The organism is Klebsiella sp. S69, assembly GCF_016516145.1.
GTDB classification, from domain to species: domain Bacteria; phylum Pseudomonadota; class Gammaproteobacteria; order Enterobacterales; family Enterobacteriaceae; genus Klebsiella; species Klebsiella oxytoca.
On the sequence record NZ_JACVUU010000006.1, the window covers coordinates 19,858 to 43,955 of the forward strand.

The following is a 24,098-nucleotide window of genomic DNA, read 5'->3' on the forward strand; positions in this document are numbered from 1 at the left end:
CATTATCTGTCTGTGCTGAATTGTTTTTTTATCACAGTTTTTTAAACTGCTTTTTATTTATTTTTTGGTGGCTAATACTGTTTTGTGCCAGGGTAAAGATAATTGCCAATCAGCGGCTATGTATAAGGAAAACTCATTACCCTGAACATGAATTAAATTGCAGTTATCTTGATTGTTTATGCAATGAGGTGAGCGGCCGCGTTGACGATTGATCCAGGTCATCGCCGTCGGTAGCTAAAAATGGCAGGCTTGGCCCCTTTCTTAAGGCCGGTCTATCAGATTATGCAGTTACAAAAATTAGTCAACATGTTTGGTGGGGATCTTGCGCGCCGATATGGAGAAAAGGTTCACAAACTGACGCTGCACGGTGGGTTTAGCTGTCCAAATCGCGATGGCACCATTGGTCGTGGCGGCTGTACCTTTTGTAATGTCGCTTCTTTTGCCGATGAAGAGCAGCAGCACCGTTCGATTGCTGAGCAGCTAGCCCATCAGGCGCAGCGGGTAAACCGGGCTAAGCGCTATTTGGCCTATTTCCAGGCCTATACCAGTACGTTTGCCGAAGTTCAGGTACTGCGCTCCATGTATCAGCAGGCAATCAGCCAGGCCAGCATCGTCGGGCTGTGCGTGGGCACCCGTCCGGACTGCGTCCCCGGAGCCGTATTGGACCTGCTGAGTGAGTATCGGGAGCAGGGCTACGAAGTATGGCTCGAGCTGGGTTTACAAACCGCGCATGATAAAACGCTGCACCGAATTAATCGCGGCCACGATTTTGCCTGCTATCAGCGAACCACCCGGCTGGCTCGCGAGCGCGGTCTGAAGGTGTGCAGCCATCTTATTGTCGGCCTGCCGGGCGAGGGACTGGGTGAATGCCTGGAGACCTTAGAGCAGGTAGTGGAGACCGGCGTAGACGGCATTAAGCTGCATCCACTTCATATTGTGAAGGGGAGCATTATGGCCAGGGCCTGGCAGGCAGGAAGGTTAAACGGTATTGCGCTGGACGACTATACGGTTACCGCAGGAGAGATGATCCGTCACACCCCTCCGGAAGTGATTTTTCACCGTATCTCCGCCAGCGCGCGCCGCCCAACGCTGCTGGCGCCGCTGTGGTGTGAGAACCGCTGGACCGGGATGGTTGAACTGGATAAATACCTCAATGAACACGGCGTTCAGGGGTCTGCTCTCGGTCGTCGCTGGATCTCTCCATAGCAGGCGGATAACGTCATCGCTACGGCGGATTTATTTTGCTTTATCCTGTGAAAAAAAGTGGTGTGACCAACGTCACTGTCGTTGATATAAATCTGGTTATTTTATCTTGTATGGTAGTAGGCTATGACCGTTAATAATATTGAATCAGGTGATTTCGTATGCAAATGACAATGCGTTGGTTTGGGCCGGAGGAAGACAAGGTCTCTCTGGAATATATCCGCCAGGTTCCCGGTGTTGAAGGCGTGGTGGGGGCGCTCTATGATGTCGCGGTTGGTGAGGTATGGCCGCTGGAAAAAATCCAGCGCCTGGTAAATCAGGTTCATGATGCCGGGCTAAAAATGGAAGTTATCGAAAGCGTCAATATTCATGACGATATTAAAATAGGGCTGCCTTCCCGCGATCGCTATATTGCCAACTATCAACAGACTATCCGTAATCTTGCCCGGTTTGGCGTAAAAGTGATTTGCTATAACTTCATGCCGGTTTTTGACTGGATGAAGACCGATATGAACTATGTTCTGCCGGATGGCTCCCGGACGATGGCTTTTGAAAAAAAGGACATTGATAAGAGCCTGGAAGAGGTGGTGAAAGAGGTTCTGGATAACTCAAATGGATTTGCGCTGCCGGGCTGGGAACCTGAGCGTCTGGCCAAAGTTCAGGAGCTGTTTGCGCAGTACAAAGATGTTGATGACAAGACGCTGCGGGAGAATCTGGTCTATTTTCTGAAGGCGGTTATCCCCGTCTGCGAAGAGGTCGGCGTGAAAATGGCTATTCATCCGGACGATCCGCCGTACTCTATTTTTGGCTTGCCGCGTATCGTGAAAAATCGCGACGATCTGGATTGGATCTGCCGGGCGGTAGATTCTGAGGCCAATGGCATCACGCTCTGCACCGGTTCAATCGCGGAAGATCCTGCCAATGACGTCTACTCGATTCTGGCCGAGTTTACACGGCGCAAGCGTATCCATTTTGCCCATGTGCGTAATATTAATCTTATTAAAGATAAAGACTTTTATGAATGCGCTCATCCGTCAGAATTCGGCTCTTTGGACATGTATAAAGTGATGCAGGCGCTTTATGACAATGGTTTTAGTGGCTATATACGCCCGGATCATGGACGTTTTATCTGGGGTGAAACAGGGCGGCCAGGTTATGGATTGTACGACCGTGCGCTGGGCGTGACCTACCTGAAGGGGCTGTGGGAAGCGCTCAGTAAACGCTAACGCTCGTTTTGTTCTCTTCTCTATTTCCGGCTGACGCCCGTTCAGCGTCAGCCGCGTAACTGCAATCCTTCCCGCATTTTTTGCACAACTTACAGCGTCTTGCTCAGAATTGAGTATTATTGTGCGAAGTTGTCGCGAAGGAATCCCTTATGAAGCAAATCCGTATGCTGGCGCAGTATTATGTTGACCTGATGATGAAGCTGGGTCTGGTGCGCTTTTCAATGCTGCTGGCCTTTGCGCTGGTGGTGCTGGCGATAGTTGTGCAGATGGCCGTTACGATGGTGCTGCATGGCCAGGTGGAAAGTATTGATGTGATCCGCTCCATCTTCTTTGGCCTGCTGATTACCCCGTGGGCGGTCTATTTCCTTTCGGTGGTGGTTGAGCAGTTGGAAGAGTCCCGGCAGCGCCTCTCGCGACTGGTAGAGAAACTGGAGGAGATGCGCGAGCGCGATCTCAAGCTGAATGTGCAGCTCAAGGACAATATCGCCCAGCTTAATCAGGAAATCGGCGAACGTGAAAAGGCGGAAGCGGAACGTGAAACGACGCTTGAGCAGCTCAAAATTGAGATGAAAGAGCGTGAAGAGGCGCAAATTCAGCTTGAGCAACAATCCTCTTTTCTGCGCTCCTTCCTTGATGCTTCTCCGGATCTGGTTTTCTATCGTAATGAAGATAAAGAGTTTTCCGGTTGTAACCGTGCGATGGAGCTTTTGACAGGCAAAAGTGAAAAGCAGCTTATCCATCTGAAGCCGCAGGATGTTTATACCGAAGAAGTGGCGGAAAAGGTGCTGGAAACGGATGAGAAAGTCTTCCGCCATAACGTCTCACTAACCTACGAACAGTGGCTGGATTATCCGGACGGGCGTAAGGCCTGCTTTGAAATCCGTAAGGTTCCTTATTACGACCGCGTAGGTAAGCGGCGCGGCCTGATGGGTTTTGGCCGCGATATCACGGAGCGTAAGCGCTATCAGGACGCTCTGGAGCGAGCCAGCCGAGATAAGACCACCTTTATCTCAACGATCAGCCACGAGCTGCGTACGCCGCTTAACGGCATTGTAGGGCTTAGCCGAATTCTGCTGGATACCGATTTGACCGGCGAACAGGAAAGATACCTGAAAACCATCCATGTCTCAGCGGTAACCCTTGGTAATATCTTCAATGATATTATTGAGATGGATAAGATGGAGCGGCGTAAAATTCAGCTGGACAACCAGCCGGTTGATTTTACCGGTTTCCTTGCGGACCTGGAAAACCTCTCCGGCCTGCAGGCGCAGCAGAAAGGTCTGCATTTTGTGCTGGAACCCACGCTTCCGCTGCCGCATAAAGTGATCACCGACGGAACGCGTTTACGCCAAATCTTGTGGAATCTTATTAGTAATGCCGTGAAATTTACTCCGCAAGGCGGGAATGTGAACGTCCGCGTGCGCTATGACGAGGGGAATATACTGCACTTCGAAGTGGAAGATTCTGGTATCGGCATCCCTGAAGCGGAGCAGGATAAGATTTTCGCCATGTATTACCAGGTTAAAGATAGCCAGGGCGGCAAGCCAGCGACGGGCACCGGTATCGGCCTTGCCGTATCACGTCGCCTGGCGCGAAATATGGGGGGGGATATCTGCGTTTCCAGCCTGCCGGGTAAAGGCGCGACATTTACCCTCACCGTACACGCTCCGGCCGTTGCGGAAGAGGTTGAAGATACGCTGGCGGAAGATGAAATGCCATTACCTGCGCTGAACGTGCTGCTGGTGGAAGATATTGAGCTAAACGTGATCGTTGCGCGATCGGTACTTGAGAAGCTTGGCAATAGCGTCGATGTGGCGATGACCGGTAAGGCTGCGCTGGAGATGTTCGTCCCCGGCGAATACGACCTGGTGCTGCTTGATATCCAACTGCCGGATATGACCGGCCTTGATATCTCTCGTCAGCTTAAACAGCGCTTTGCCGCCGACGAGCTTCCGCCGTTGGTTGCGCTTACCGCTAACGTACTGAAGAACAAGAATGAGTATCTGGAAGCGGGAATGGATGATGTCCTGAGTAAGCCGTTATCGGTTCCGGCATTAACCGCGATTATCAAAAAATTCTGGGATGCGCCGGAAGAAGAGGAGAATGAGATGCCATCTGTAGATAGCAGTAAATCGGCTTCAGTACTGGATATTCCGATGCTTGAGCAGTACATCGAACTGGTAGGGCCGAAGCTTATTTATGACGGTCTGGCCGTCTTTGAAAGAATGATGCCGGGCTATATGGCGGTTCTGGAGTCTAATTTAACCGCTCGCGACCAGAAAGGAATTGTTGAAGAGGGGCACAAGATTAAAGGGGCTGCGGGCTCGATCGGTTTGCGCCATATTCAACAGTTAGGTCAGCAGATCCAGACGCCGGATTTACCCGCATGGGCGGATAACGTTGGCGAATGGGTTGAAGAGATGAAATCCGAATGGCAAAGCGATGTCGCGGTACTGAAAGCGTGGGTCGCGGCGGCAGATAAAAAATGACCCCGGATAAACCGGGGTGCGCGAATACTGCGCCAACACCAGGGAACTGGACGTTGCGCCAGAATCATTTAAGTGATTTTTTTACACGGCGCAACCTGAGGATTTGGCTTACTCGCTCATTAAGATAGCAAACCTTAAATATTTTGTTACGTGAAACAGTAAAATATGTGAAGCATAGCGAGTAAATCAAAATTTTTGACTGCTTTCATAAACTTGTACTAAGGGGCTGATGTGATGAAGAAAATTGGTGTCGTGCTGAGCGGATGCGGCGTTTATGACGGAAGTGAAATCCATGAAGCTGTCATTACCCTGCTGGCAATTGCCCGCAGCGGGGCTCAGGCCGTTTGCTATGCGCCGGATAAAGTACAAACCGATGTTATCAATCATCTGACCGGCGAAGCGCAGGCGGAAAGCCGTAATGTGCTGGTGGAAGCGGCGCGTATCGCGCGCGGAGAGATTCAGCCTTTGGCCAATGCCCGAGCGGATGAGCTGGACGCGCTGATTGTGCCCGGCGGTTTTGGCGCGGCAAAGAATCTCAGTAGCTTTGCCTCGCGGGGGAGCGAATGTGAAGTGGATAGCGATCTTAAAACGTTGGCTCTGGCGATGCATCAAGCCGGTAAGCCGCTGGGCTTTATCTGCATCGCTCCGGCGCTGTTGCCGAAAATTTTCGCTATTCCGCTACGCGTGACCATCGGAACCGATCTCGATACCGCCGATGCGGTAGAGGAAATGGGCGCTGAGCACGTGCCTTGCCCGGTGGATGATATTGTGGTTGATGAAGATAACAAAGTGGTGACGACTCCGGCGTACATGCTGGCGCAGAACATCGCGGAGGCGGCGAACGGAATTGAAAAACTGGTCGCTCGCGTCCTGGTGCTGGCCGCATGACCCTCCGCTTTTCGCCGCTGCGGATGATGAAGCGTTTTGTTCTGAGGCTGCTGTTGGCTTGCGTGGTGCTTTGGGGCGGCGGAATTGCGCTGTTTAGTATCGTGCCCGTCCCTTTTTCGGCAGTGATGCTGGAGCGGCAGGTCAGCGCCTGGCTTTCCGGGAATTTTCATTATGTCGCCCATTCCGTTTGGGTGGGGATGGATGAAGTCTCGCCGTGGATGGGGCTTGCCGTTATTGCTGCAGAAGATCAGAAATTCCCGGAGCACTGGGGGTTTGATGTTTCGGCCATTGAGAAGGCGCTGGCGCATAACGAGCGCAATGACAGCCGGATCCGCGGAGCGTCAACGCTGTCGCAGCAAACGGCAAAAAACCTGTTCCTGTGGGATGGCCGCAGCTGGCTGAGAAAAGGGCTGGAGGCGGGGCTGACCGTCGGCATCGAGACGGTCTGGAGCAAAAAACGGATCCTCACCGTTTACCTCAATATTGCTGAGTTTGGCGACGGAACGTTTGGCGTAGAAGCCGCATCGCAGCGCTATTTTCACAAACCTGCCAGTAGACTGACGGCTGCAGAAGCCGCGCTTTTAGCTGCGGTTTTGCCCAATCCCATTCGCTTTCGCGCCGATGCGCCGTCGGGTTATGTTCACAGCCGTCAGGCGTGGATCCTGCGCCAGATGAGGCAGTTGGGTGGGGAAGGTTTTATGCGGGCGAATAAGCTACATCAATAAACTTGCTATCAGATCTCCCCGGTCAGCACCGCTGCAGCCGGGGAATACCTCTAGTCTTCATCAAACCCGGCGTTGAATAGCGCGATAACGGCGGCCAGCGCTTCAACCTCCTGCGGGCCGTTAGCTTCAATCTCAATCTGACGGCCTTTAGCCGAGTCGAGCATCAGCAAGGCAATCACGCTATTCGCTTCAGCTTCAGTACCTTCATCATTGCGCAGCAGGACTTCAGCATCATAGTTCTGCATTAATTCAAACAGCTTCATCGCCGGGCGAGCGTGCATGCCCAGCTTATTGGTGATTTCAACGGTTTGCTTAACGGTCATGATTTGCGTTTTTCCAGCGTCCGATGACGGGACTGCACGTTCTTACCGCGTGAGCGGAAGTAGTCAGCCAGCTGTTCGGCGATATAAACCGAACGGTGTTTACCACCGGTACAACCAATAGCTACCGTCAGATAGCTGCGGTTATTGGTCTCCAGCATAGGTAACCATAGCTCAAGATAGCTGCGGGTCTGGTAAATGAAATTATGAACTTCCGTGTGCCGGTCGAGGAAAGCGGCCACGGGTTTATCAAGGCCGGTCATCGGGCGCAGCTTCGGATCCCAGTGCGGGTTCGGCAGAAAGCGCACGTCAAAAACGTAGTCGGCATCGATAGGGATGCCGTGCTTAAAGCCAAAGGATTCAAATACCATCGTCAGTTCGCGTTCGCGTTTGCCCAGCAAACGCGTGCGCAACATTTCTGCCAGCTCATGCACCGACATTTCAGAAGTATCGACGATCAGGTCGGCGCGGGAGCGCAGAGGTTCCAGCAGATCGCTCTCTTCATCAATGGCGCTTTCCAGCGACAGGTTTTTGCTCGATAGAGGATGTAAACGACGGGTGTCGCTATAGCGGCGAATCAGGGTGTTACGATCGGCATCAAGGAACAGCAGCTGAGGTGAAAACTCTGCGGGCAGATTTTTCATCGCCTGCTCGAAGATTTCCGGCGATTCGGGCATGTTTCGCACGTCAATACTGACGGCCGCCGAGATGTTTCTGTCGGCGAGCGAACGCGCCAGCTCTGGCAACAGCACAACCGGCAGGTTATCGACGCAGTAAAAACCCATATCTTCCAGCGCTCGCAGGGCGACGGATTTCCCCGACCCTGAACGGCCGCTGACGATCATCAGTACCATGTACCGTTTCTCCTCAGTACGAAAAAGAGTAAGGTGCGACTTCCGTTATGCCTCATTGTTGCTTCCCGCTTCAGTGATGATTTCATAGAGCTCTTCATCACTTTGTGCAGCGCGCAGACGGCGGCAAATAGTTTTATCTGCCAGGCGCTTCGCCACCAGCGAGAGCGTATGCAGATGCGTTTTAGTTTGATCGGCCGGGACGAGAAGGGCAAACAGCAGATCGACAGGTTGATTGTCGATAGCATCAAAGGCAATTGGGGTTTCCAGTTGAACAAAAACGCCCACGGCCCGCAGCGTATCCTCTTCGAGTTTACCGTGGGGGATCGCAATGCCGTTACCAATCCCGGTACTGCCCATTTTCTCACGGGTGAGAATCGCCTCGAACACCACCTGGGGCGCTAAGCCTAACTGCTTTGCCGCCAGCTCGCTGATGATTTCCAGCGCGCGCTTTTTGCTCTGGCAGTGAACCTGGCTACGGGTACATTCCTGGTTAAGGACATTGCTCAGTTGTAGAGCCGAATCGTTATTTATCATAATTTCACCTGAGCTCACCCTGGCCAACCGCCTGCAGGCGGTTGGCGTAGGCTATTGCCCGGACAATTAGTGTTGTTTCAGTTTATCTTTATGTTTTGTTAACTGTCTTGCCAGCTTATCGATAAGGCCATCGATAGCAGCATACATATCCTGCCCTTCCGCACTGGCATGGATTTCGCCACCGTTGACATGCAGATTGGCGTCCGCAATTTGCGTCACCTTCTCCACTTTTAACACAATATAGACCTGATTGATCCTGTCGAAAAACTGCTCCAGTTTGCTGAACTTCGCCGTCACGAAATCGCGCATGGCGGGAGTTATTTCGACGTTGTGTCCTGTAATGTTGAGCTGCATAGTGTCTTCCTTATCGGTTGGGTCAAACCAGCTGCTTGCGCTGATTCGACGGCGGGATGGATAAAGACTCTCGGTACTTAGCAACGGTTCGCCGCGCCACCATAATACCTTGATCGGACAGCATGGTGGTGAGCTTACTGTCACTCAATGGTTTCGCGGGGTTTTCCGCGGCGATTAATTTCTTCACCAGCGCGCGAATGGCCGTCGACGATGCTTCGCCGCCGCCTTCGGTGTTCACATGGCTGGAGAAGAAATACTTCAGCTCAAAAATACCGCGTGGACTGTGCAGGTATTTTTGCGTGGTAACGCGTGAAATAGTGGATTCATGCATTTCGACGGCCTGAGCGATATCCGCCAGCACCATCGGCTTCATAAACTCTTCACCTTGTTCAAAAAAGGCCTGCTGCTGTTCGACGATGCAGCGGCTGACGCGCAGCAGGGTGTCGTTGCGGCTCTCCAGGCTCTTGATAAGCCAGCGGGCTTCCTGGAGATTGCTGCGGATAAACTGGCCGTCAGCATCATTCCGCGCGCTGTTGCCCATTGCCGCATAGTGCTGATTGATCTTCAGGCGGGGAAGGCTATCTGAATTGAGTTCGACAACCCAACGATCGTGAACCTTACGCACCAGCACGTCAGGGATGACATATTCCGGCTCGCCAGTTTGAATCGACTGGCCCGGGCGCGGATCCAGCGATTGGATCAGATTCACCGCTTCCTTTAACACCTCTTCTTTCAGGCGGGTAACGCGCATCAGAGTACGGAAGTCATGGTTGGCCAGCAGATCGAGATGATCGCTGATGATCAGGCGAGCTTCATCAATCCACGGCGTCTCTTTGGCAAACTGTGAAAGCTGAACCAGCAGGCAATCGCGCAAGTCTTTCGCCGCCACGCCGACGGGGTCGAAACGCTGGATGCGCTTGAGCACCGCTTCAACTTCTTCAAGTCCGATTTCATCATCGCCAATACTTTCAACGATCTCTTCGACAGGAATAGTCAGGTACCCCGTGTCATCAACGGCATCGACGATTGAGGTCGCAATGGCGCGATCGGTATCGGTAAATGGCGTGAGTTCAACCTGCCACATCAGGTAATCCTGCAGGCTTTGCGTGGTCTCGCCCTGATAGACGGGCAGTTCATCATCCTGATAATCGACGCCGTTGCCTGAGGGCGTTCCCGCGGTATAGATCTCATCCCAGCTGGCATCAAGCGGCAGCTCGTCGGGCATCTCTTTCTGCTCAAGGGCATCGACGGTATCCAGAGATTCGCGATCCTCGGCCTCTTTGGTTTCTACCTCATCGTGAAGATCGGTTTGCTCCAGCAACGGGTTGCTGTCCAGCGCCTGCTGGAGTTCTTGCTGGAGTTCTAACGTAGACAACTGCAGTAAACGAATCGCCTGCTGCAGCTGTGGCGTCATGGCAAGCTGTTGGCTTAGCCTTAATTGCAAACCTTGCTTCATATTCAGGGCCAATATCTCCGGCTAAAACGTCTGGAACCTCTACCCTATCAGAGTCTGAAGTCTTCCCCAAGATACACGCGCTTAACCTGCTCGTCTTCAAGGATTTGCTGTGGCGTACCGTGAGCAATCAGGTGGCCCTGGCTGACGATATAAGCGCGTTCGCAAACGGCCAGCGTTTCCCTGACGTTATGGTCGGTAATCAACACGCCGAGGCCGCTGTCGCGCAGGTGTTCAATAATACGTTTGATGTCGATAACGGAAATGGGGTCAACGCCGGCGAAGGGTTCATCAAGCAGGATGAATTTCGGATTAGCGGCCAGCGCGCGGGCGATTTCAACGCGGCGGCGTTCACCACCGGAGAGCGCCTGACCGAGACTGTCGCGCAGGTGCTCAATGTGAAACTCTTCCATGAGCTCTTTCGCGCGATCTTCACGCTGTTCGGTGCTCAGGTCGTCGCGAATCTGCAATACCGCCATCAGGTTATCGTATACGCTCAGGCGGCGAAAAATAGAGGCTTCCTGAGGGAGATAGCCGATTCCGCGACGCGCGCGCGCGTGCAGCGGCAGCAGGCTAATATCTTCGTCATCGATGATAATATTCCCTGCGTCGCGCGGTACGATGCCAACGACCATATAGAAGGTGGTCGTTTTACCGGCGCCGTTTGGGCCGAGCAGGCCTACAATTTCGCCCGAGTTCACGGTCAGACTGACATCTTCCACGACGCGGCGGCCTTTATAGGCTTTAGCAAGGTTCTTTGCAGTTAATGTTGCCATAACGAATTACTTACCTTTCTTTGACTGATCGCCACTTTTGTCCTGCAGCTGCGAAGGAACCAGAACCGTGGTCACGCGCCCGCCTTTATTGCTGAAAGCCTGCATTTTTTGTTCTTTCACCAGGTAAGTGATTTTGTCACCCTGGATATTGCTATCGACCTGCTCCAGATGCGCATTGCCGGTCAGGACGACAAAGTCATTTTGCAGTTCATAATGCATTTTCGACGCGCGGCCTTTCACCGGCTTGCCGTTGTCCTGCATCTGGTAGAAGGTGGCAGGGTTACCGTAGCCATCGATAACCTCTTTACCTTTTTCGCCGCCAGGACGGGTCACAACGACTTTGTCGGCATTGATTTTGATGGTTCCCTGAGTGACGACAACATTCCCCGTAAAGGTCACGACGTTGCCCTGCATATCCAGCGACTGCTGATCGGATTCAATGTGAATCGGCTGATCGGTATCACCCGTCTTTGCCTGAGCCGACAGGCTGGCCGCCAGTAAGGCGCTGGCGAGCGCAATCTTAAGGCTGAGTTTGTTTGTTCTGAATTTCATATGAGGTTCTAACCTTTTCAATCAGCTCGGCATTTTTGCTGCGCAGGTTCCCGCGCATTTTCAGGCCGCTGGAATTAAATGTTGTTCCGTACAACGTCACCATGTCATCGGAGGTAACATCCTGCGTCACCAGGTTTATCTGGGCGTTATCCGTCGTAATTTTGCGCAGTTGAGAGTCAGCCGACAGCGCATCGACTTCAACGTGCCCGTAAAGATACAGCATGCGATCATTGGTCAACTTAGCTTTATCCGCTTTGATAGACCAGGTTGGTGCTTTATTCGTATCAAAGGTGGTCATCACCGGTTTGGCAAACCACGACAGCTGCTGCGCGGAGAAGTACTCCACGTGTTCAGCGATGAGCCGGTAGTTAAGCGCCCCCTCGGGACTATACACGACGGTATCGGTATGTTCGCTGGTATACGTTGGGTCATCAGGATTGATCGCTTGCTGGGTCGTATCGTCCGTACTCGCCAGGTTCAGGCCGATCAGAATCAGCGCGACCAGCGACAGTAAAATGATAACCCAACGTCTGGTTTTACTCATATAGATTGCCCTTTGGCCTCATCCAGCTTGCCCTGCGCCAATAGTAGCAAATCGCATACTTCCCGTACCGCTCCGCGACCGCCGTTAATACGCGTGACGTAATCCGCGCGCGGGAGCAGCAACGGATGCGCATCGGCTACCGCTACACTTAAACCCACTTTAGCCATCACCGGCCAGTCAATCAGATCGTCGCCAATGTAGGCGACTTCATCAGCATCAACGGCCAGCTTATTCAATAGTTCATGGAACGCCAGCAGCTTATCGGACTGTCCCTGGTACAGATGCCTGATGCCCAGCGTTTGGCAGCGATCTTCCACCAGTTTAGCTTTTCGCCCGGTAATTATCGCCACTTCAATATCTGAAGTCAGGGCGCAGCGGATGCCGTAGCCATCGCGCACGTTAAACGCTTTCAGCTCTTCACCGTTATTGCCCATGTAGATAAGGCCGTCGGACAGAACGCCGTCCACATCAAGTATGAGTAAACGGATTTTTGCCGCCCGGTCAATAAAGTCCTGGCTCACTGGCCCATAGCAGGTCGCGATCAGGGCATCAGCATTATTCATTATTTTTTCCTTACTTACACTACGCCCGCGCGCAGGAGATCGTGCATATGTATCACACCTACCAGGCGGTCGCCATCGGCAACCAGCACGCAGGTGATATGACGGGACTGCATCAGGTTGAGCGCATCGACGGCCAGAGTGCCGGGACGGATACGGATACCGCCTCGCGTCATCACCTCGGCAATGCTGGCGTTACGCATATCAATACCGGTATCAAATACGCGGCGCAGATCGCCATCGGTGAAGATGCCGATGATATTCATCTCATCATCGCAAATGGCAGTCATGCCTAAATTTTTGCGCGTGATTTCCAGCAGCGCATCGCGCAGCGTAGCCTCCAGGCTCACGTGCGGAATTTCATCACCGGTGTGCATGATATCATTGACCCGCAGCAGTAGCTTACGGCCCAGCGCGCCGCCGGGATGCGATAGCGCAAAATCCTCTGCGGTAAAACCGCGGGCTTCCAGCAGCGCTACGGCAAGCGCATCGCCCATGACCAGCGCGGCGGTGGTGCTGGATGTCGGAGCCAGCCCTAACGGGCAAGCCTCTTTGGGCACCTTTACGCACAGATGAATATCCGCCGCGCGCGCCATGCTGCTGTCCGGTCGGCTGGTGATACAAATCAGCGACACCTGCTGGCGCTTAAGCACCGGGATCAGGGCGAGGATTTCGTTTGATTCTCCGGAGTTGGACAGCGCAATCACCACATCGCAGGGGGTGACCATACCCAAATCGCCGTGCGCGGCCTCTCCGGGGTGAACGAAGAAAGATGAAGTACCAGTGCTGGCAAACGTCGCCGCCATTTTTCGCCCGATATGGCCGGATTTGCCCATCCCCATCACCACAACTTTACCGTTACAGCGGAAGATGGTCTCACAGGCACGGGTAAAATCTTCATTAATATATTGATCGAGCTGGGCCAGACCTTCACGTTCAATTTCCAGAACCTCACGGCCTGCCCGTTGAAAGTCAAAATCCGCTGGCAAATCTGTTTGCGACATAATGTTATCCCGAATCATTCAACGAAGAGCGGCGCTGTCCAGTACAGCATCGCTAACCAAAGCATAAAACCGCCAACCAGCAGGGCGCCGGCAAGGCGACCTGGCTGCTGCTTACGGCGCCAGCACAGCGCAGCGAAGATCAGGCTGACCAGCAGCATAACGCCATAGTCGCGGGTAAAGGCCTCGGCGGCAAAGGTACCCGGCGCAATCAGCGCGGGGAGCCCGAGGACCAGTACAATATTCAGAATATTAGCGCCAATGATATTGCCGATGGCGATATCGTTCTCGCCTTTGCGCGCTCCGGCAATGGCGGTAGCCAGCTCGGGCAGGCTGGTGCCTATCGCGACGACCGTTAAGCCGACGGTCAGTTCGCTGATGGCAAAAAAGTTCGCCAGAACCGTGGCGTTATCAACGACCATTCGCGTGGCCATCGGCATCACTATCATCGCAACGCCCAACCAGAGCAGCGCGACGGGAAGCGAACCCTCCCGCGGCAGCTCCGCCAGCTGTTCGCGGGTCAGGCTGTCGTTCCCCTGACGCTCTGCCAGGCGGGCGATTTTAATGGTAAACAGCAGCCATAATATGGCCAGCGCCAGCAAAAAAAGGCCGTCTATCCGCGTGAGCTGCCCGTCGTACAGTACGAATCCCGCCAGTAAACTGACCAGCAACATTAACGGCAATTCGCGGCGCAGGATATCAGAATGCACGGTAAAAGGTTGAAACAGAGCCGTGAGGCCGAGGATCAGCAGGATGTTGGTGATATTCGATCCGAGAGCCGTTCCGATCGCCAAATCGGTTTGCCCATGCAGAGAAGCGGCGGCGGAAACGATCGTTTCCGGTAAGCTGGTTCCGATGCTTACCACCGTCATGCCAATAATCAGGGGAGGGATCCCCAGCATACGGCAGAGTATTGAAGCGGCGTAGACCAGACGATCGGCGCTGTAGACAACCAGCAATAAACCAATAATTAACAGAGCCGTCGCTAAGAGCATCTAAAGTCCTTTATTCAGGTATAATCGTCGCCTCGCTGGCCGTCCGTAGGCAGCGTAACGAATTCTTAATTTTGACTTTATGTGTGCCAAAAGTAAAACAAATGCCAGCTTTCGCTAACCTGGGCAGGTAAGATTCTGTAAAAATGTTGGGTTTGTGGTGAAAGAAAGCGCCATGCTTAGCCCGAAGGGTGTCTAGTAAGGATGATTTTATGAGCCAGAGTTTGGCGAATCTAGTCGAAGTGCGCGGTATTCGCTTCTCGCGGGGCGATCGCGTGATCTTCGATGATATCTCGCTATCGGTACCCCGCGGAAAGATCACCGCGATTATGGGGCCATCAGGGATCGGCAAAACCACCCTGTTACGCCTGATCGGCGGCCAGATCCCGCCGGACAAGGGCGAGATCCTGTTTGATGGTGAAAACGTACCGCAGATGTCGCGCTCGCGCCTGTACACCGTGCGCAAGCGTATGAGCATGCTGTTTCAATCCGGCGCGCTGTTCACCGACATGAACGTGTTTGATAACGTCGCCTATCCGCTGCGCGAGCATACTCGTCTGCCGGAAGCGCTGCTGCACAGCACGGTAATGATGAAGCTGGAAGCCGTCGGCCTTCGCGGAGCCGCTAAGCTGATGCCTTCCGAACTTTCGGGGGGGATGGCGCGCCGTGCTGCGCTGGCGAGGGCGATTGCGCTGGAACCTGATCTCATCATGTTCGATGAGCCCTTTGTCGGACAGGACCCCATTACGATGGGGGTACTGGTGAAATTGATTTCTGAACTCAACAGCACCCTGGGTGTCACCTGTATCGTAGTTTCGCATGATGTGCCGGAAGTGCTCAGCATTGCGGACTTTGCGTATATTGTGGCGGACAAAAAAGTCGTGGCGCATGGGAGCGCGCAGTCGCTGCGTGAAAATGCCGATCCTCGCGTTCGTCAGTTCATTGATGGTATCGCTGACGGCCCGGTGCCGTTCCGCTATCCGGCGGGTGATTATCATCATGATTTATTGGGCAAAGGGAGTTAAGCGACTCATGTTGTTAAATGCGCTAGCCGCGCTCGGACATCGCGGTATTAAAACTATCGCGACGTTCGGGCGTGCTGGATTGATGCTCTTCAACGCAGTTGTGGGCAAGCCTGAGTTTCGCAAGCATGCGCCGCTGCTGGTACGCCAGCTGTATAACGTTGGCGTGCTGTCGATGCTGATCATTATTGTATCGGGGTTGTTCATCGGTATGGTGCTGGGTCTGCAGGGCTATCTGGTGTTAACCACCTATAGCGCTGAAACCAGCCTCGGCATGCTGGTGGCGCTGTCGCTGCTGCGTGAACTGGGGCCGGTTGTTGCCGCGCTGCTGTTTGCCGGACGTGCCGGTTCGGCATTGACGGCCGAAATTGGTCTGATGCGCGCCACTGAACAGCTCTCCAGTATGGAGATGATGGCGGTCGACCCGCTTCGCCGCGTGATTTCACCGCGTTTCTGGGCTGGGGTGATTTCACTGCCGTTGCTAACCATTATTTTTGTGGCGGTCGGTGTATGGGGCGGTTCGCTGGTTGGGGTTAACTGGAAGGGCATTGATGCCGGCTTCTTCTGGACAGCGATGCAAAATGCCGTCGACTGGCGGATGGATCTGGTCAACTGCCTGATTAAGAGTCTGGTTTTCGCCATTACGGTAACATGGATCGCGTTATTTAACGGTTATGACGCTATCCCCACTTCCGCCGGGATTAGCCGGGCGACGACGCGTACGGTAGTACATGCGTCGCTGGCGGTTCTGGGGCTGGATTTTGTGCTGACTGCGCTGATGTTTGGGAATTGAGTTCATGCAAACGAGAAAAAATGAAATCTGGGTTGGGGTATTCTTACTGGTTGCGCTGCTGGCGGCGCTGTTTGTCTGCCTGAAGGCGGCAAACGTGACCTCTATACGTACTGAACCGACCTACCGGCTCTATGCCACTTTTGACAATATCGGCGGTCTGAAAGCGCGCTCACCGGTGCGAATTGGCGGCGTGGTCGTAGGACGCGTGGCGGATATCACCCTCGATCCTAAAACCTACCTGCCTCGCGTGGCTCTCGATATTGATGAGCGCTATAACCATATCCCCGATACCAGCTCGCTGGCGATCAGAACTTCCGGTCTGCTGGGCGAACAGTACCTGGCGATGAACATCGGGTTTGAAGACCCTGAGCTGGGAACGGCTATCCTTAAAGATGGCGGCACCATTCAGGACACCAAATCCGCCATGGTGCTGGAAGATTTGATAGGCCAGTTCCTCTACAACAGTAAAGGTAGTGACAATAAGAATTCTGGCGATGAACAGGCTGCTGGAGAGAGTCATACTGACGCTACGCCGCCTGCCGGCACGACGCATTAATTTCAGGAGAGAGAAGACATGTTTAAACGCTTACTAATGGTCGCCATGCTGGTGATTGCCCCATTGACTGCGGCTACCGCCGCGGACCAGTCCAATCCGTATAAGCTGATGAACGAAGCGGCGCAGAAAACCTTCGACCGCCTGAAAAACGAGCAGCCGAAGATTCAGGCTAACCCGAACTACCTGCGCGAAATCGTCGATCAGGAATTGCTGCCGTACGTTCAGGTAAAATACGCCGGTGCGCTGGTGCTGGGGCGTTATTACAAAGAAGCGACCCCGGCGCAGCGTGAAGCCTATTTTGCCGCCTTCCGTGAATATCTGAAGCAGGCCTACGGCCAGGCGCTGGCGATGTACCACGGTCAGACCTACCAGATAGCGCCGGAGCAGCCTCTGGGCGATGCGACTATTATCCCTATCCGCGTCACGATCCTTGACCCGAATGGTCGTCCGCCGGTGCGCCTGGATTTCCAGTGGCGTAAAAATACCCAGACCGGCAACTGGCAGGCGTACGACATGATTGCGGAAGGGGTGAGCATGATCACCACTAAACAAAATGAGTGGAGCGACCTGCTGCGCACCAAAGGCGTTGATGGTCTGACGGCGCAGCTGAAGGCAAGCTCCGCGCAGCCGATTACCCTGGAACAGAAAAAATAATGACCGGGCAGCTGAGCTGGGCTCGCGATGGTGAGACGCTGGCGCTGCGCGGAGAGCTGGATCAGGATCTCCTGGTCCCGCTGTGGGATGCACGCGCTCAGGCGACGGATGGCGTGTCGGCAATTGACCTGAGCGCAGTATCCCGCGTGGACACCGCCGGACTGGCGCTATTGGTGCATTTTATCGCGCTGATTCGTCGGCAGGGTCGGGAAGCGAAATTGATCGGTAAGAGTGAAAATCTGCAAACCCTGGTCAGGTTATATAACCTTCCTGCTGATATGATCCCATAAATTTTTCAGTGCCTTACTGCTGAAGCTATTCTGAAAGCCCCATCAAACTTTTCGATGGGGCTTTTTGCTTGTTTAAGACAGCGCCACTTTCCTCTAAGATGTTGGGCTGTTTTCACTATCAGATAAATGTAGCCCATGGAAAATCATGAAATTCAGACCGTGCTGATGAACGCACTCTCCCTTCAGGAAGTCCACGTCTCTGGCGATGGCAGCCACTTTCAGGTTATTGCTGTGGGTGAGATGTTCGACGGCATGAGCCGGGTTAAGAAGCAACAGGCTATCTACGCCCCGCTGATGGAATATATTGCCGATAACCGCATCCATGCTCTGTCGATTAAAGCGTTTACTCCGCAGGAGTGGGCGCGAGACCGCAAACTTAATGGCTTATAAGCTGTGGGGATGTTCCCCGCAGCGTATGTGAATTCTTAACAGAGAACAGAATCAATGGATAAATTCCGTGTTCAGGGGCCAACTCGCCTTCAGGGCGAGGTCACCATTTCCGGCGCGAAAAACGCCGCCCTGCCAATCCTCTTTTCCGCGCTATTAGCCGAAGAGCCGATTGAGATCCAAAACGTACCGAAGCTGAAAGACATCGATACCACCATGAAACTGCTGAGCCAGCTGGGCGCGAACGTTAAGCGCAACGGCTCCGTCTGGATTGATGCCGGCCCGGTCGACGTTTTCTGTGCTCCGTATGATCTCGTTAAAACTATGCGCGCGTCTATTTGGGCGCTGGGGCCGCTGGTGGCCCGCTTTGGTCAGGGTCAGGTTTCACTGCCTGGCGGCTGCGCTATCGGCGCGCGCCCCGTTGATTTACACATTACCGGCCTTGAGCAGCTGGGCGCGGAAATCAAACTGGAAGAAGGGTATGTTAAGGCGTCGGTCAACGGCCGTCTGAAAGGCGCGCATATCGTGATGGACAAGGTCAGCGTTGGCGCAACCGTGACCATCATGAGCGCAGCGACGCTGGCGGAAGGCACGACCGTTATCGAAAACGCCGCGCGTGAGCCGGAAATCGTTGATACCGCAAACTTCCTTAATACGCTGGGCGCGAAAATCAAAGGTCAGGGTACCGATCGTATCACCATCGAAGGCGTAGCGCGCCTCGGTGGCGGCGTGTACCGCGTTCTGCCGGATCGTATTGAAACCGGGACGTTCCTGGTGGCAGCGGCGATTTCTGGCGGTAAGATTCTGTGCCGCAATGCTCAGCCCGATACCCTGGATGCGGTTCTGGCGAAGCTACGTGATGCCGGCGCGGATATCGAAACGGGTGAGGACTGGATTAGCCTCGACATGCATGGCAACCGGCCGAAGGCTGTCAACGTGCGTACTGCCCCGCACCCGGGCTTCCCGACCGACATGCAGGCCCAGTTCACATTACTGAATCTGGTTGCTGAGGGAACAGGGGTGATCACCGAGACGATCTTCGAAAACCGTTTTATGCATATTCCGGAACTGATCCGTATGGGTGCGCATGCGGAAATCGAAAGCAACACGGCGATTTGCCACGGCGTGCAGCAGCTTTCTGGCGCTCAGGTAATGGCGACGGATCTGCGCGCGTCAGCCAGCCTGGTACTGGCGGGCTGTATCGCGGAAGGTACGACGATTGTCGATCGTATTTACCACATTGACCGCGGCTACGAGCGTATCGAAGACAAACTGCAGGCGCTGGGCGCGAATATCGAACGCGTCAAAGGCGAATAAGCCTGTAGCAGCAGCCCTCTGACGTTGGTCCGGGGGCTGTTTTCTGCAACCTCGCTTTACTTGTTATTCTTCCTCTGACGCATCATCTGCGTTCTGTCGATAAACTGATGGGTATGGGGATCGTGATAGCGCGATGGCCATATCACCCACGGATCGGTTTCCAGCGCATTCGCAATAATCAGCTCGCCTTTGGGCCAGGGACGAGTCAACGCGTTGGCAAGCGTTGAAGAACTTAAACCATTACGCCGCGATTCAGCTGCCAGCGACGTCCCTTTTTTGCGTAATCCGGCAATAATATCCGCCGGATGCCAGTCGATGAACTTATCCATAAATTCTCCTGGTATTAAACATTCCGTTCGTCCTTAATGGGCGACAAAATGACTATACCTTGAGTTCCAGTAATGTTCTAACAAGTTCTTTTAATGGATGGGATATTAGGAATATATCAAGAAATAAAGCAGCTTTTGAGTTTACAGGATTTTATTGGAACTTTCCCGCGATTGACGCGGGAAAGGAAGACGGGAATTAATGATCGCGCTGTACAGCGATGTGGGCGAGGCCAATTAGCGCTTCCCGCCATGGAGAATCGGGAAGGACCTGAAGCGCGGCAATAGCTTTATCAGCTTCTTCCTCCGCGCGTTTTTGGGTCCATTCAAGCGAACCACAGGTGGCCATGGTTTCCAGCACGGCTTCAAGAAGATGACGACCGTTACCCTGTTCAATCGCTCCGCGGATCATGGCGGATTGTTCGGCGTTGCCGTGCCGCATCGCGTGCAGCAGCGGAAGGGTAGGTTTGCCTTCATTCAGATCGTCACCGACGTTTTTACCGAGTCGCTCGCCGTCTGAACTGTAGTCCAGCAAATCATCGATCAGCTGGAAAGCGGTCCCCAGATAGCGTCCGTAATCCTGTAACGCTTTTTCTTGTTCCGCGGTACAGTCGGCCAGAATACCGGAGCACTGGGCTGCGGCTTCAAACAGACGGGCAGTCTTGCTGTAAATAACCCGCATGTAGTTTTCTTCGGTAATGTCCGGATCGTTGACGTTCATCAACTGCAGCACTTCGCCTTCAGCGATAACGTTAACGGCTTCCGACATCACTTCCAGAACTCTCAGCGAGCCAAGGCTGGTCATCATCTGAAAAGCGCGGGTGTAGATGAAATCACCAACCAGCACGCTAGCGGCATTACCAAAAGCGGCGTTTGCTGTGGCTTTTCCGCGGCGCATATCAGACTCATCGACGACATCATCATGCAGCAGGGTGGCGGTGTGGATAAATTCGATCAGCGCGGCAATGGCGACATGAGCGTTGCCCTGATATCCAACGGCACGCGCGGCCAGTACGGCGATCATCGGACGAATGCGTTTACCGCCTCCGCTAACAATGTAATAGCCTAACTGATTGATAAGCTGAACATCAGAGTCGAGTTGCTCAAGAATTGTCGCATTGACGCCCGCCATATCCTGCGCGGTTAACTCATTGATTTTTTCTAAATTCATCGCAAAAGCCGGGCCAAATGTCCTGTTATCGCGTATCCGAATAGGATCACAGAAGGATTAAGACAGAATTAAAAGAAGATGTGATTGTACTGAAAAATTGCCGCAGATAAACGCTGGAGTGAAAGTTGTGTTTTTTTTCTGCGTTGATCGCTGATCGCTCTTGTCAAAGGCTCGCGTTTTGCGTAATATTCGCGCCCTATTGTGAATATTTATAGCGCACTCTGAATCATACGAAGAGGTGCGCGGAAGCGGAGTTCTATATGTACGCGGTTTTCCAAAGTGGTGGTAAACAACACCGAGTAAGCGAAGGTCAAACCATTCGCCTGGAAAAGCTGGACATCGCAACTGGCGAAGCTGTTGAGTTCGCTGAAGTGCTGATGATCGCAAACGGTGAAGAAATTAAAATCGGCGTTCCTTTCGTTGAGGGCGGCGTAATTAAAGCTGAAGTTGTTGCACACGGTCGTGGCGAGAAAGTTAAAATCGTTAAGTTTCGTCGTCGTAAACACTACCGTAAGCAGCAGGGCCATCGTCAGTGGTTCACTGATGTGAAAATTACTGGCATCAGCGCCTAAGACCTGAGGAGAGATTTAAATGGCACATAAAAAGGCTGGCGGCTCAACTCGTAACGGTCGCGATTCAGAAGCTAAACGCCTGGGCGTTAAGCGTTTCGGTGGCGAATCCGTTCTGGCGGGTAGCATCATCGTTCGTCAACGTGGTACCAAATTCCACGCTGGCACTAACGTAGGTTGCGGTCGTGACCACACTCTGTTTGCTAAAGCAGACGGTAAAGTGAAATTCGAAGTTAAAGGCCCGAACAACCGTAAATACATCAGCATCGTTGCTGAGTAAGTTTTTCGTGGTCCGGTAACGGATTAAAGCCCCGCAACGTGTTGCGGGGCTTTTTACATTGAAAACCCGGAAAATTTTCTGCAGGGAAAACGGGCATGAAGCAGCAGGCCGGCATCGGCATTATTTTAGCGCTCACCACGGCGATGTGTTGGGGCGCTTTGCCGATCGCAATGAAGCAGGTTCTTGAAGTGATGGAACCGCCGACGGTGGTGTTTTACCGCTTTTTAATGGCAAGTATTGGTCTCGGCGCCATTCTGGCCATGAAAAGAAAACTGCCTCCGCTGCGTATTTTTCGCAAGCCGCGCTGGTTGATACTGCTGGTCATTGCGACGGGTGGTTTGTTCGGTAACTTCATTCTGTTTAGTTCTTCCTTGCAATATCTCAGCCCCACCGCTTCTCAGGTGATTGGCCAGCTGTCCCCGGTCGGCATGATGGTGGCCAGCGTTTTTATCCTTAAAGAGAAAATGCGCGGCACCCAGGTTGCGGGAGCGCTAATGCTGGTGAGCGGTCTGGTGATGTTTTTTAACACCAGCCTGATTGAGATTTTTACCCGCCTGACGGACTACACATGGGGGGTAATTTTCGGCGTAGGCGCCGCGACGGTGTGGGTGAGCTACGGCGTCGCGCAAAAGGTGTTATTGCGCCGTCTGGCATCGCAGCAAATCCTTTTTTTTCTGTACACTTTATGTACGATATCGCTATTGCCATTAGCAACGCCTTCACAGGTGCTGGCATTAAGCGACTGGCAGCTGGCCTGTCTGGTTTTTTGCGGGCTCAATACCCTGGTGGGCTACGGTGCGCTGGCGGAAGCCATGGCGCGCTGGCAGGCGGCGCAGGTGAGCGCGTTGATTACCTTAACGCCGTTATTTACGCTGCTATTTTCAGATTTATTATCACTGGCCTGGCCCGACGTTTTCGCCAGACCGCTGTTGAACCTGATGGGTTATCTCGGTGCGTTTGTCGTGGTTGCGGGCGCGATGTATTCCGCCGTCGGCCACCGTCTTTGGGGACGGTGGCGTAAGCGAGAAGCGGTTGTGCCGCTCCCCCGCTCAGGCGAATGATTTACGGAGAGTAAAATGAAGTTTGTTGATGAAGCAACGATCCTGGTCGTAGCAGGTGATGGCGGCAATGGTTGCGTTAGCTTCCGCCGCGAAAAATATATCCCGAAAGGCGGCCCCGACGGCGGCGACGGCGGCGACGGTGGTGATGTCTGGCTCGAGGCGGACGAAAACCTGAATACCCTGATCGACTACCGTTTTGAGAAGTCTTTCCGCGCCGAACGCGGGCAGAACGGCCAGAGCCGCGATTGTACCGGCAAACGCGGTAAAGACGTGACGGTGAAAGTGCCGGTAGGGACCCGCGTGATTGACCAGGGCACCGGCGAGACGATGGGTGATATGACCAAACATGGTCAGCGCCTGATGGTCGCCAAAGGCGGCTGGCACGGTCTCGGCAACACCCGTTTCAAATCGTCCGTTAACCGTACTCCGCGTCAAAAGACGATGGGGACGCCGGGCGATAAGCGCGATCTGCAGCTGGAGCTGATGCTGCTGGCGGATGTCGGAATGCTGGGGATGCCTAATGCGGGTAAATCGACCTTCATTCGCGCCGTTTCCGCGGCGAAGCCTAAAGTTGCTGACTACCCGTTCACTACGCTGGTACCGAGCCTCGGCGTGGTGCGTATGGACAACGAGAAGAGCTTCGTGGTGGCCGACATCCCAGGGCTGATTGAAGGCGCAGCTGAAGGCGCAGGCCTCGGCATTCGCTTCCTGAAGCACCTGGAGCGCTGCCGCGTACTGCTGCATCTCATCGATATCGAGCCGATTGACGGTTCCGATCCGGTTGAGAACGCGCGGATCATCATCGGCGAGCTGGAAAAATACAGTGAGAAACTGGCTTCTAAGCCGCGCTGGCTGGTCTTTAACAAGATTGACCTGATGGATAAAGCTGAGGCGGAAGAGAAAGCGAAAGCCATCGCGCAAGCGCTGGGCTGGGAAGATAAGTTCTATCTGATTTCCGCCGCCAGCCAGCAGGGCGTAAAAGACCTGTGCTGGGATGTCATGACCTTTATCATCGAAAACCCGATAGTGCATGCGGAAGAAGCGAAGCCCGCAGAAAAAGTCGAGTTTATGTGGGATGACTACCACCGTCAGCAGCTTGAAGAAGCTGAAGTGGAAGATGATGAAGACTGGGATGACGATTGGGACGAAGACGACGAAGAAGGTGTCGAATTCATCTATAAACGTTAATTCCGGGTAAACT

Annotated in this window: 29 protein-coding genes; 16 read left to right on the top strand and 13 right to left on the bottom strand. The window is 53.5% G+C overall.

Translation table 11 applies throughout. The features are described from left to right. Nucleotides 1–282: 282 nt before the first annotated feature. The 5 genes from IAE27_RS07460 to mtgA all read left to right on the top strand — a co-directional run bounded on the left by IAE27_RS07460 (nt 283) and on the right by mtgA (nt 6,531). Complete coding sequence (locus IAE27_RS07460) at nt 283–1,206, top strand: TIGR01212 family radical SAM protein (RefSeq protein ID WP_070557494.1); 924 nt, start codon at nt 283–285, stop codon at nt 1,204–1,206. A gap of 158 nt (nt 1,207–1,364) precedes the next feature. Beyond that, entirely contained in the window at nt 1,365–2,429 is a 1,065-nt protein-coding gene (gene uxuA / locus IAE27_RS07465; protein WP_004106177.1) for a mannonate dehydratase, read from the top strand. Between the two features lie 149 nt (nt 2,430–2,578). Continuing rightward, entirely contained in the window at nt 2,579–4,918 is a 2,340-nt protein-coding gene (gene arcB / locus IAE27_RS07470) for an aerobic respiration two-component sensor histidine kinase ArcB (protein ID WP_004106175.1), read from the top strand. Between the two features lie 234 nt (nt 4,919–5,152). Beyond that, nucleotides 5,153–5,806 carry an isoprenoid biosynthesis glyoxalase ElbB gene (gene elbB / locus IAE27_RS07475; protein WP_070557495.1) on the top strand — a complete coding sequence of 218 codons (654 nt, stop codon included), beginning with the start codon at nt 5,153–5,155 and terminating at the stop codon, nt 5,804–5,806. Next, nucleotides 5,803–6,531, top strand: a complete 729-nt coding sequence (gene mtgA, locus IAE27_RS07480; protein WP_154022675.1) for a monofunctional biosynthetic peptidoglycan transglycosylase — start codon at nt 5,803–5,805, stop codon at nt 6,529–6,531. Before elbB ends, mtgA begins: the two co-directional genes overlap by 4 nt. A 50-nt stretch (nt 6,532–6,581) precedes the next feature. Here the strand turns inward: mtgA and npr are convergent, their stop codons facing one another. The 11 genes from npr to IAE27_RS07535 form a co-directional block, all read right to left on the bottom strand. Then, nucleotides 6,582–6,854 (bottom strand): PTS phosphocarrier protein NPr, encoded by a 273-nt coding sequence (gene npr / locus IAE27_RS07485; protein ID WP_004106170.1) that lies wholly within the window; start codon nt 6,852–6,854, stop codon nt 6,582–6,584. Continuing rightward, nucleotides 6,851–7,705, bottom strand: coding sequence for an RNase adapter RapZ (gene rapZ / locus IAE27_RS07490; protein WP_004106169.1), 855 nt, complete (start codon nt 7,703–7,705; stop codon nt 6,851–6,853). Before rapZ ends, npr begins: the two co-directional genes overlap by 4 nt. A gap of 45 nt (nt 7,706–7,750) precedes the next feature. Further along, complete coding sequence (ptsN, locus tag IAE27_RS07495) at nt 7,751–8,239, bottom strand: PTS IIA-like nitrogen regulatory protein PtsN (protein ID WP_004106168.1); 489 nt, start codon at nt 8,237–8,239, stop codon at nt 7,751–7,753. A gap of 66 nt (nt 8,240–8,305) precedes the next feature. Next, complete coding sequence (gene hpf, locus IAE27_RS07500) at nt 8,306–8,593, bottom strand: ribosome hibernation promoting factor (RefSeq protein ID WP_004106167.1); 288 nt, start codon at nt 8,591–8,593, stop codon at nt 8,306–8,308. 22 nt (nt 8,594–8,615) lie between these two features. Further along, nucleotides 8,616–10,049, bottom strand: coding sequence for an RNA polymerase factor sigma-54 (rpoN, locus tag IAE27_RS07505; RefSeq protein WP_004106166.1), 1,434 nt, complete (start codon nt 10,047–10,049; stop codon nt 8,616–8,618). Between the two features lie 47 nt (nt 10,050–10,096). Next, nucleotides 10,097–10,822, bottom strand: coding sequence for an LPS export ABC transporter ATP-binding protein (lptB, locus tag IAE27_RS07510; protein ID WP_004106165.1), 726 nt, complete (start codon nt 10,820–10,822; stop codon nt 10,097–10,099). A gap of 6 nt (nt 10,823–10,828) precedes the next feature. Continuing rightward, on the bottom strand, nt 10,829–11,374 hold the full coding sequence (lptA, locus tag IAE27_RS07515; RefSeq protein ID WP_004106163.1) for a lipopolysaccharide ABC transporter substrate-binding protein LptA: 546 nt from the start codon (nt 11,372–11,374) through the stop codon (nt 10,829–10,831). After that, a complete protein-coding gene (lptC, locus tag IAE27_RS07520; protein WP_004106160.1) occupies nt 11,343–11,918 on the bottom strand; it encodes an LPS export ABC transporter periplasmic protein LptC in 576 nt (191 codons plus the stop codon). The genes lptA and lptC overlap by 32 nt, the downstream gene beginning before the upstream one ends. Next, entirely contained in the window at nt 11,915–12,481 is a 567-nt protein-coding gene (kdsC, locus tag IAE27_RS07525; protein WP_064343893.1) for a 3-deoxy-manno-octulosonate-8-phosphatase KdsC, read from the bottom strand. The genes lptC and kdsC overlap by 4 nt, the downstream gene beginning before the upstream one ends. Before the next feature lie 14 nt (nt 12,482–12,495). Then, a complete protein-coding gene (kdsD, locus tag IAE27_RS07530; RefSeq protein ID WP_004115845.1) occupies nt 12,496–13,500 on the bottom strand; it encodes an arabinose-5-phosphate isomerase KdsD in 1,005 nt (334 codons plus the stop codon). Then, nucleotides 13,497–14,474, bottom strand: a complete 978-nt coding sequence (locus IAE27_RS07535) for a calcium/sodium antiporter (RefSeq protein ID WP_004106154.1) — start codon at nt 14,472–14,474, stop codon at nt 13,497–13,499. The genes kdsD and IAE27_RS07535 overlap by 4 nt, the downstream gene beginning before the upstream one ends. Before the next feature lie 209 nt (nt 14,475–14,683). Here IAE27_RS07535 and mlaF point away from each other — a divergent pair, with 209 nt between their 5' ends. The 7 genes from mlaF to murA all read left to right on the top strand — a co-directional run bounded on the left by mlaF (nt 14,684) and on the right by murA (nt 19,490). Continuing rightward, nucleotides 14,684–15,496, top strand: a complete 813-nt coding sequence (mlaF, locus tag IAE27_RS07540; RefSeq protein ID WP_004106152.1) for a phospholipid ABC transporter ATP-binding protein MlaF — start codon at nt 14,684–14,686, stop codon at nt 15,494–15,496. Between the two features lie 7 nt (nt 15,497–15,503). After that, nucleotides 15,504–16,286, top strand: coding sequence for a lipid asymmetry maintenance ABC transporter permease subunit MlaE (gene mlaE, locus IAE27_RS07545; protein WP_004106151.1), 783 nt, complete (start codon nt 15,504–15,506; stop codon nt 16,284–16,286). A gap of 4 nt (nt 16,287–16,290) precedes the next feature. After that, a complete protein-coding gene (gene mlaD, locus IAE27_RS07550; protein WP_004106149.1) occupies nt 16,291–16,842 on the top strand; it encodes an outer membrane lipid asymmetry maintenance protein MlaD in 552 nt (183 codons plus the stop codon). Nucleotides 16,843–16,860: 18 nt separating this feature from the next. Beyond that, the gene (gene mlaC / locus IAE27_RS07555) at nt 16,861–17,496 is read left to right on the top strand and encodes a phospholipid-binding protein MlaC (protein ID WP_004106146.1); all 636 of its coding nucleotides are present in this window, start codon (nt 16,861–16,863) and stop codon (nt 17,494–17,496) included. After that, entirely contained in the window at nt 17,496–17,786 is a 291-nt protein-coding gene (mlaB, locus tag IAE27_RS07560) for a lipid asymmetry maintenance protein MlaB (RefSeq protein ID WP_064397213.1), read from the top strand. The genes mlaC and mlaB overlap by 1 nt, the downstream gene beginning before the upstream one ends. 135 nt (nt 17,787–17,921) lie before the next feature. Continuing rightward, on the top strand, nt 17,922–18,176 hold the full coding sequence (gene ibaG / locus IAE27_RS07565; RefSeq protein ID WP_004106141.1) for a BolA family iron metabolism protein IbaG: 255 nt from the start codon (nt 17,922–17,924) through the stop codon (nt 18,174–18,176). 54 nt (nt 18,177–18,230) lie between these two features. After that, entirely contained in the window at nt 18,231–19,490 is a 1,260-nt protein-coding gene (gene murA, locus IAE27_RS07570) for a UDP-N-acetylglucosamine 1-carboxyvinyltransferase (protein WP_004106129.1), read from the top strand. 56 nt (nt 19,491–19,546) lie between these two features. On the opposite strand, the gene sfsB is transcribed toward murA, so the two are convergent. Beyond that, a complete protein-coding gene (sfsB, locus tag IAE27_RS07575; protein ID WP_004106127.1) occupies nt 19,547–19,819 on the bottom strand; it encodes a DNA-binding transcriptional regulator SfsB in 273 nt (90 codons plus the stop codon). A 196-nt stretch (nt 19,820–20,015) separates the two neighbouring features. Continuing rightward, a complete protein-coding gene (ispB, locus tag IAE27_RS07580; protein ID WP_004106125.1) occupies nt 20,016–20,987 on the bottom strand; it encodes an octaprenyl diphosphate synthase in 972 nt (323 codons plus the stop codon). 260 nt (nt 20,988–21,247) lie between these two features. On the opposite strand from ispB, the gene rplU reads away from it, so the two are divergent. The 4 genes from rplU to cgtA all read left to right on the top strand — a co-directional run bounded on the left by rplU (nt 21,248) and on the right by cgtA (nt 24,085). Next, on the top strand, nt 21,248–21,559 hold the full coding sequence (rplU, locus tag IAE27_RS07585; protein ID WP_004106123.1) for a 50S ribosomal protein L21: 312 nt from the start codon (nt 21,248–21,250) through the stop codon (nt 21,557–21,559). 19 nt (nt 21,560–21,578) lie between these two features. Continuing rightward, nucleotides 21,579–21,836: a 50S ribosomal protein L27 gene (gene rpmA / locus IAE27_RS07590; RefSeq protein ID WP_003861831.1), complete on the top strand. Its 258-nt coding sequence runs from the start codon at nt 21,579–21,581 to the stop codon at nt 21,834–21,836. Nucleotides 21,837–21,931: 95 nt separating this feature from the next. Further along, nucleotides 21,932–22,897 (top strand): DMT family transporter, encoded by a 966-nt coding sequence (locus tag IAE27_RS07595; RefSeq protein ID WP_200092191.1) that lies wholly within the window; start codon nt 21,932–21,934, stop codon nt 22,895–22,897. Between the two features lie 15 nt (nt 22,898–22,912). Beyond that, nucleotides 22,913–24,085, top strand: a complete 1,173-nt coding sequence (gene cgtA, locus IAE27_RS07600; RefSeq protein WP_004106119.1) for an Obg family GTPase CgtA — start codon at nt 22,913–22,915, stop codon at nt 24,083–24,085. The last annotated feature ends 13 nt before the right edge of the window (nt 24,086–24,098 follow it).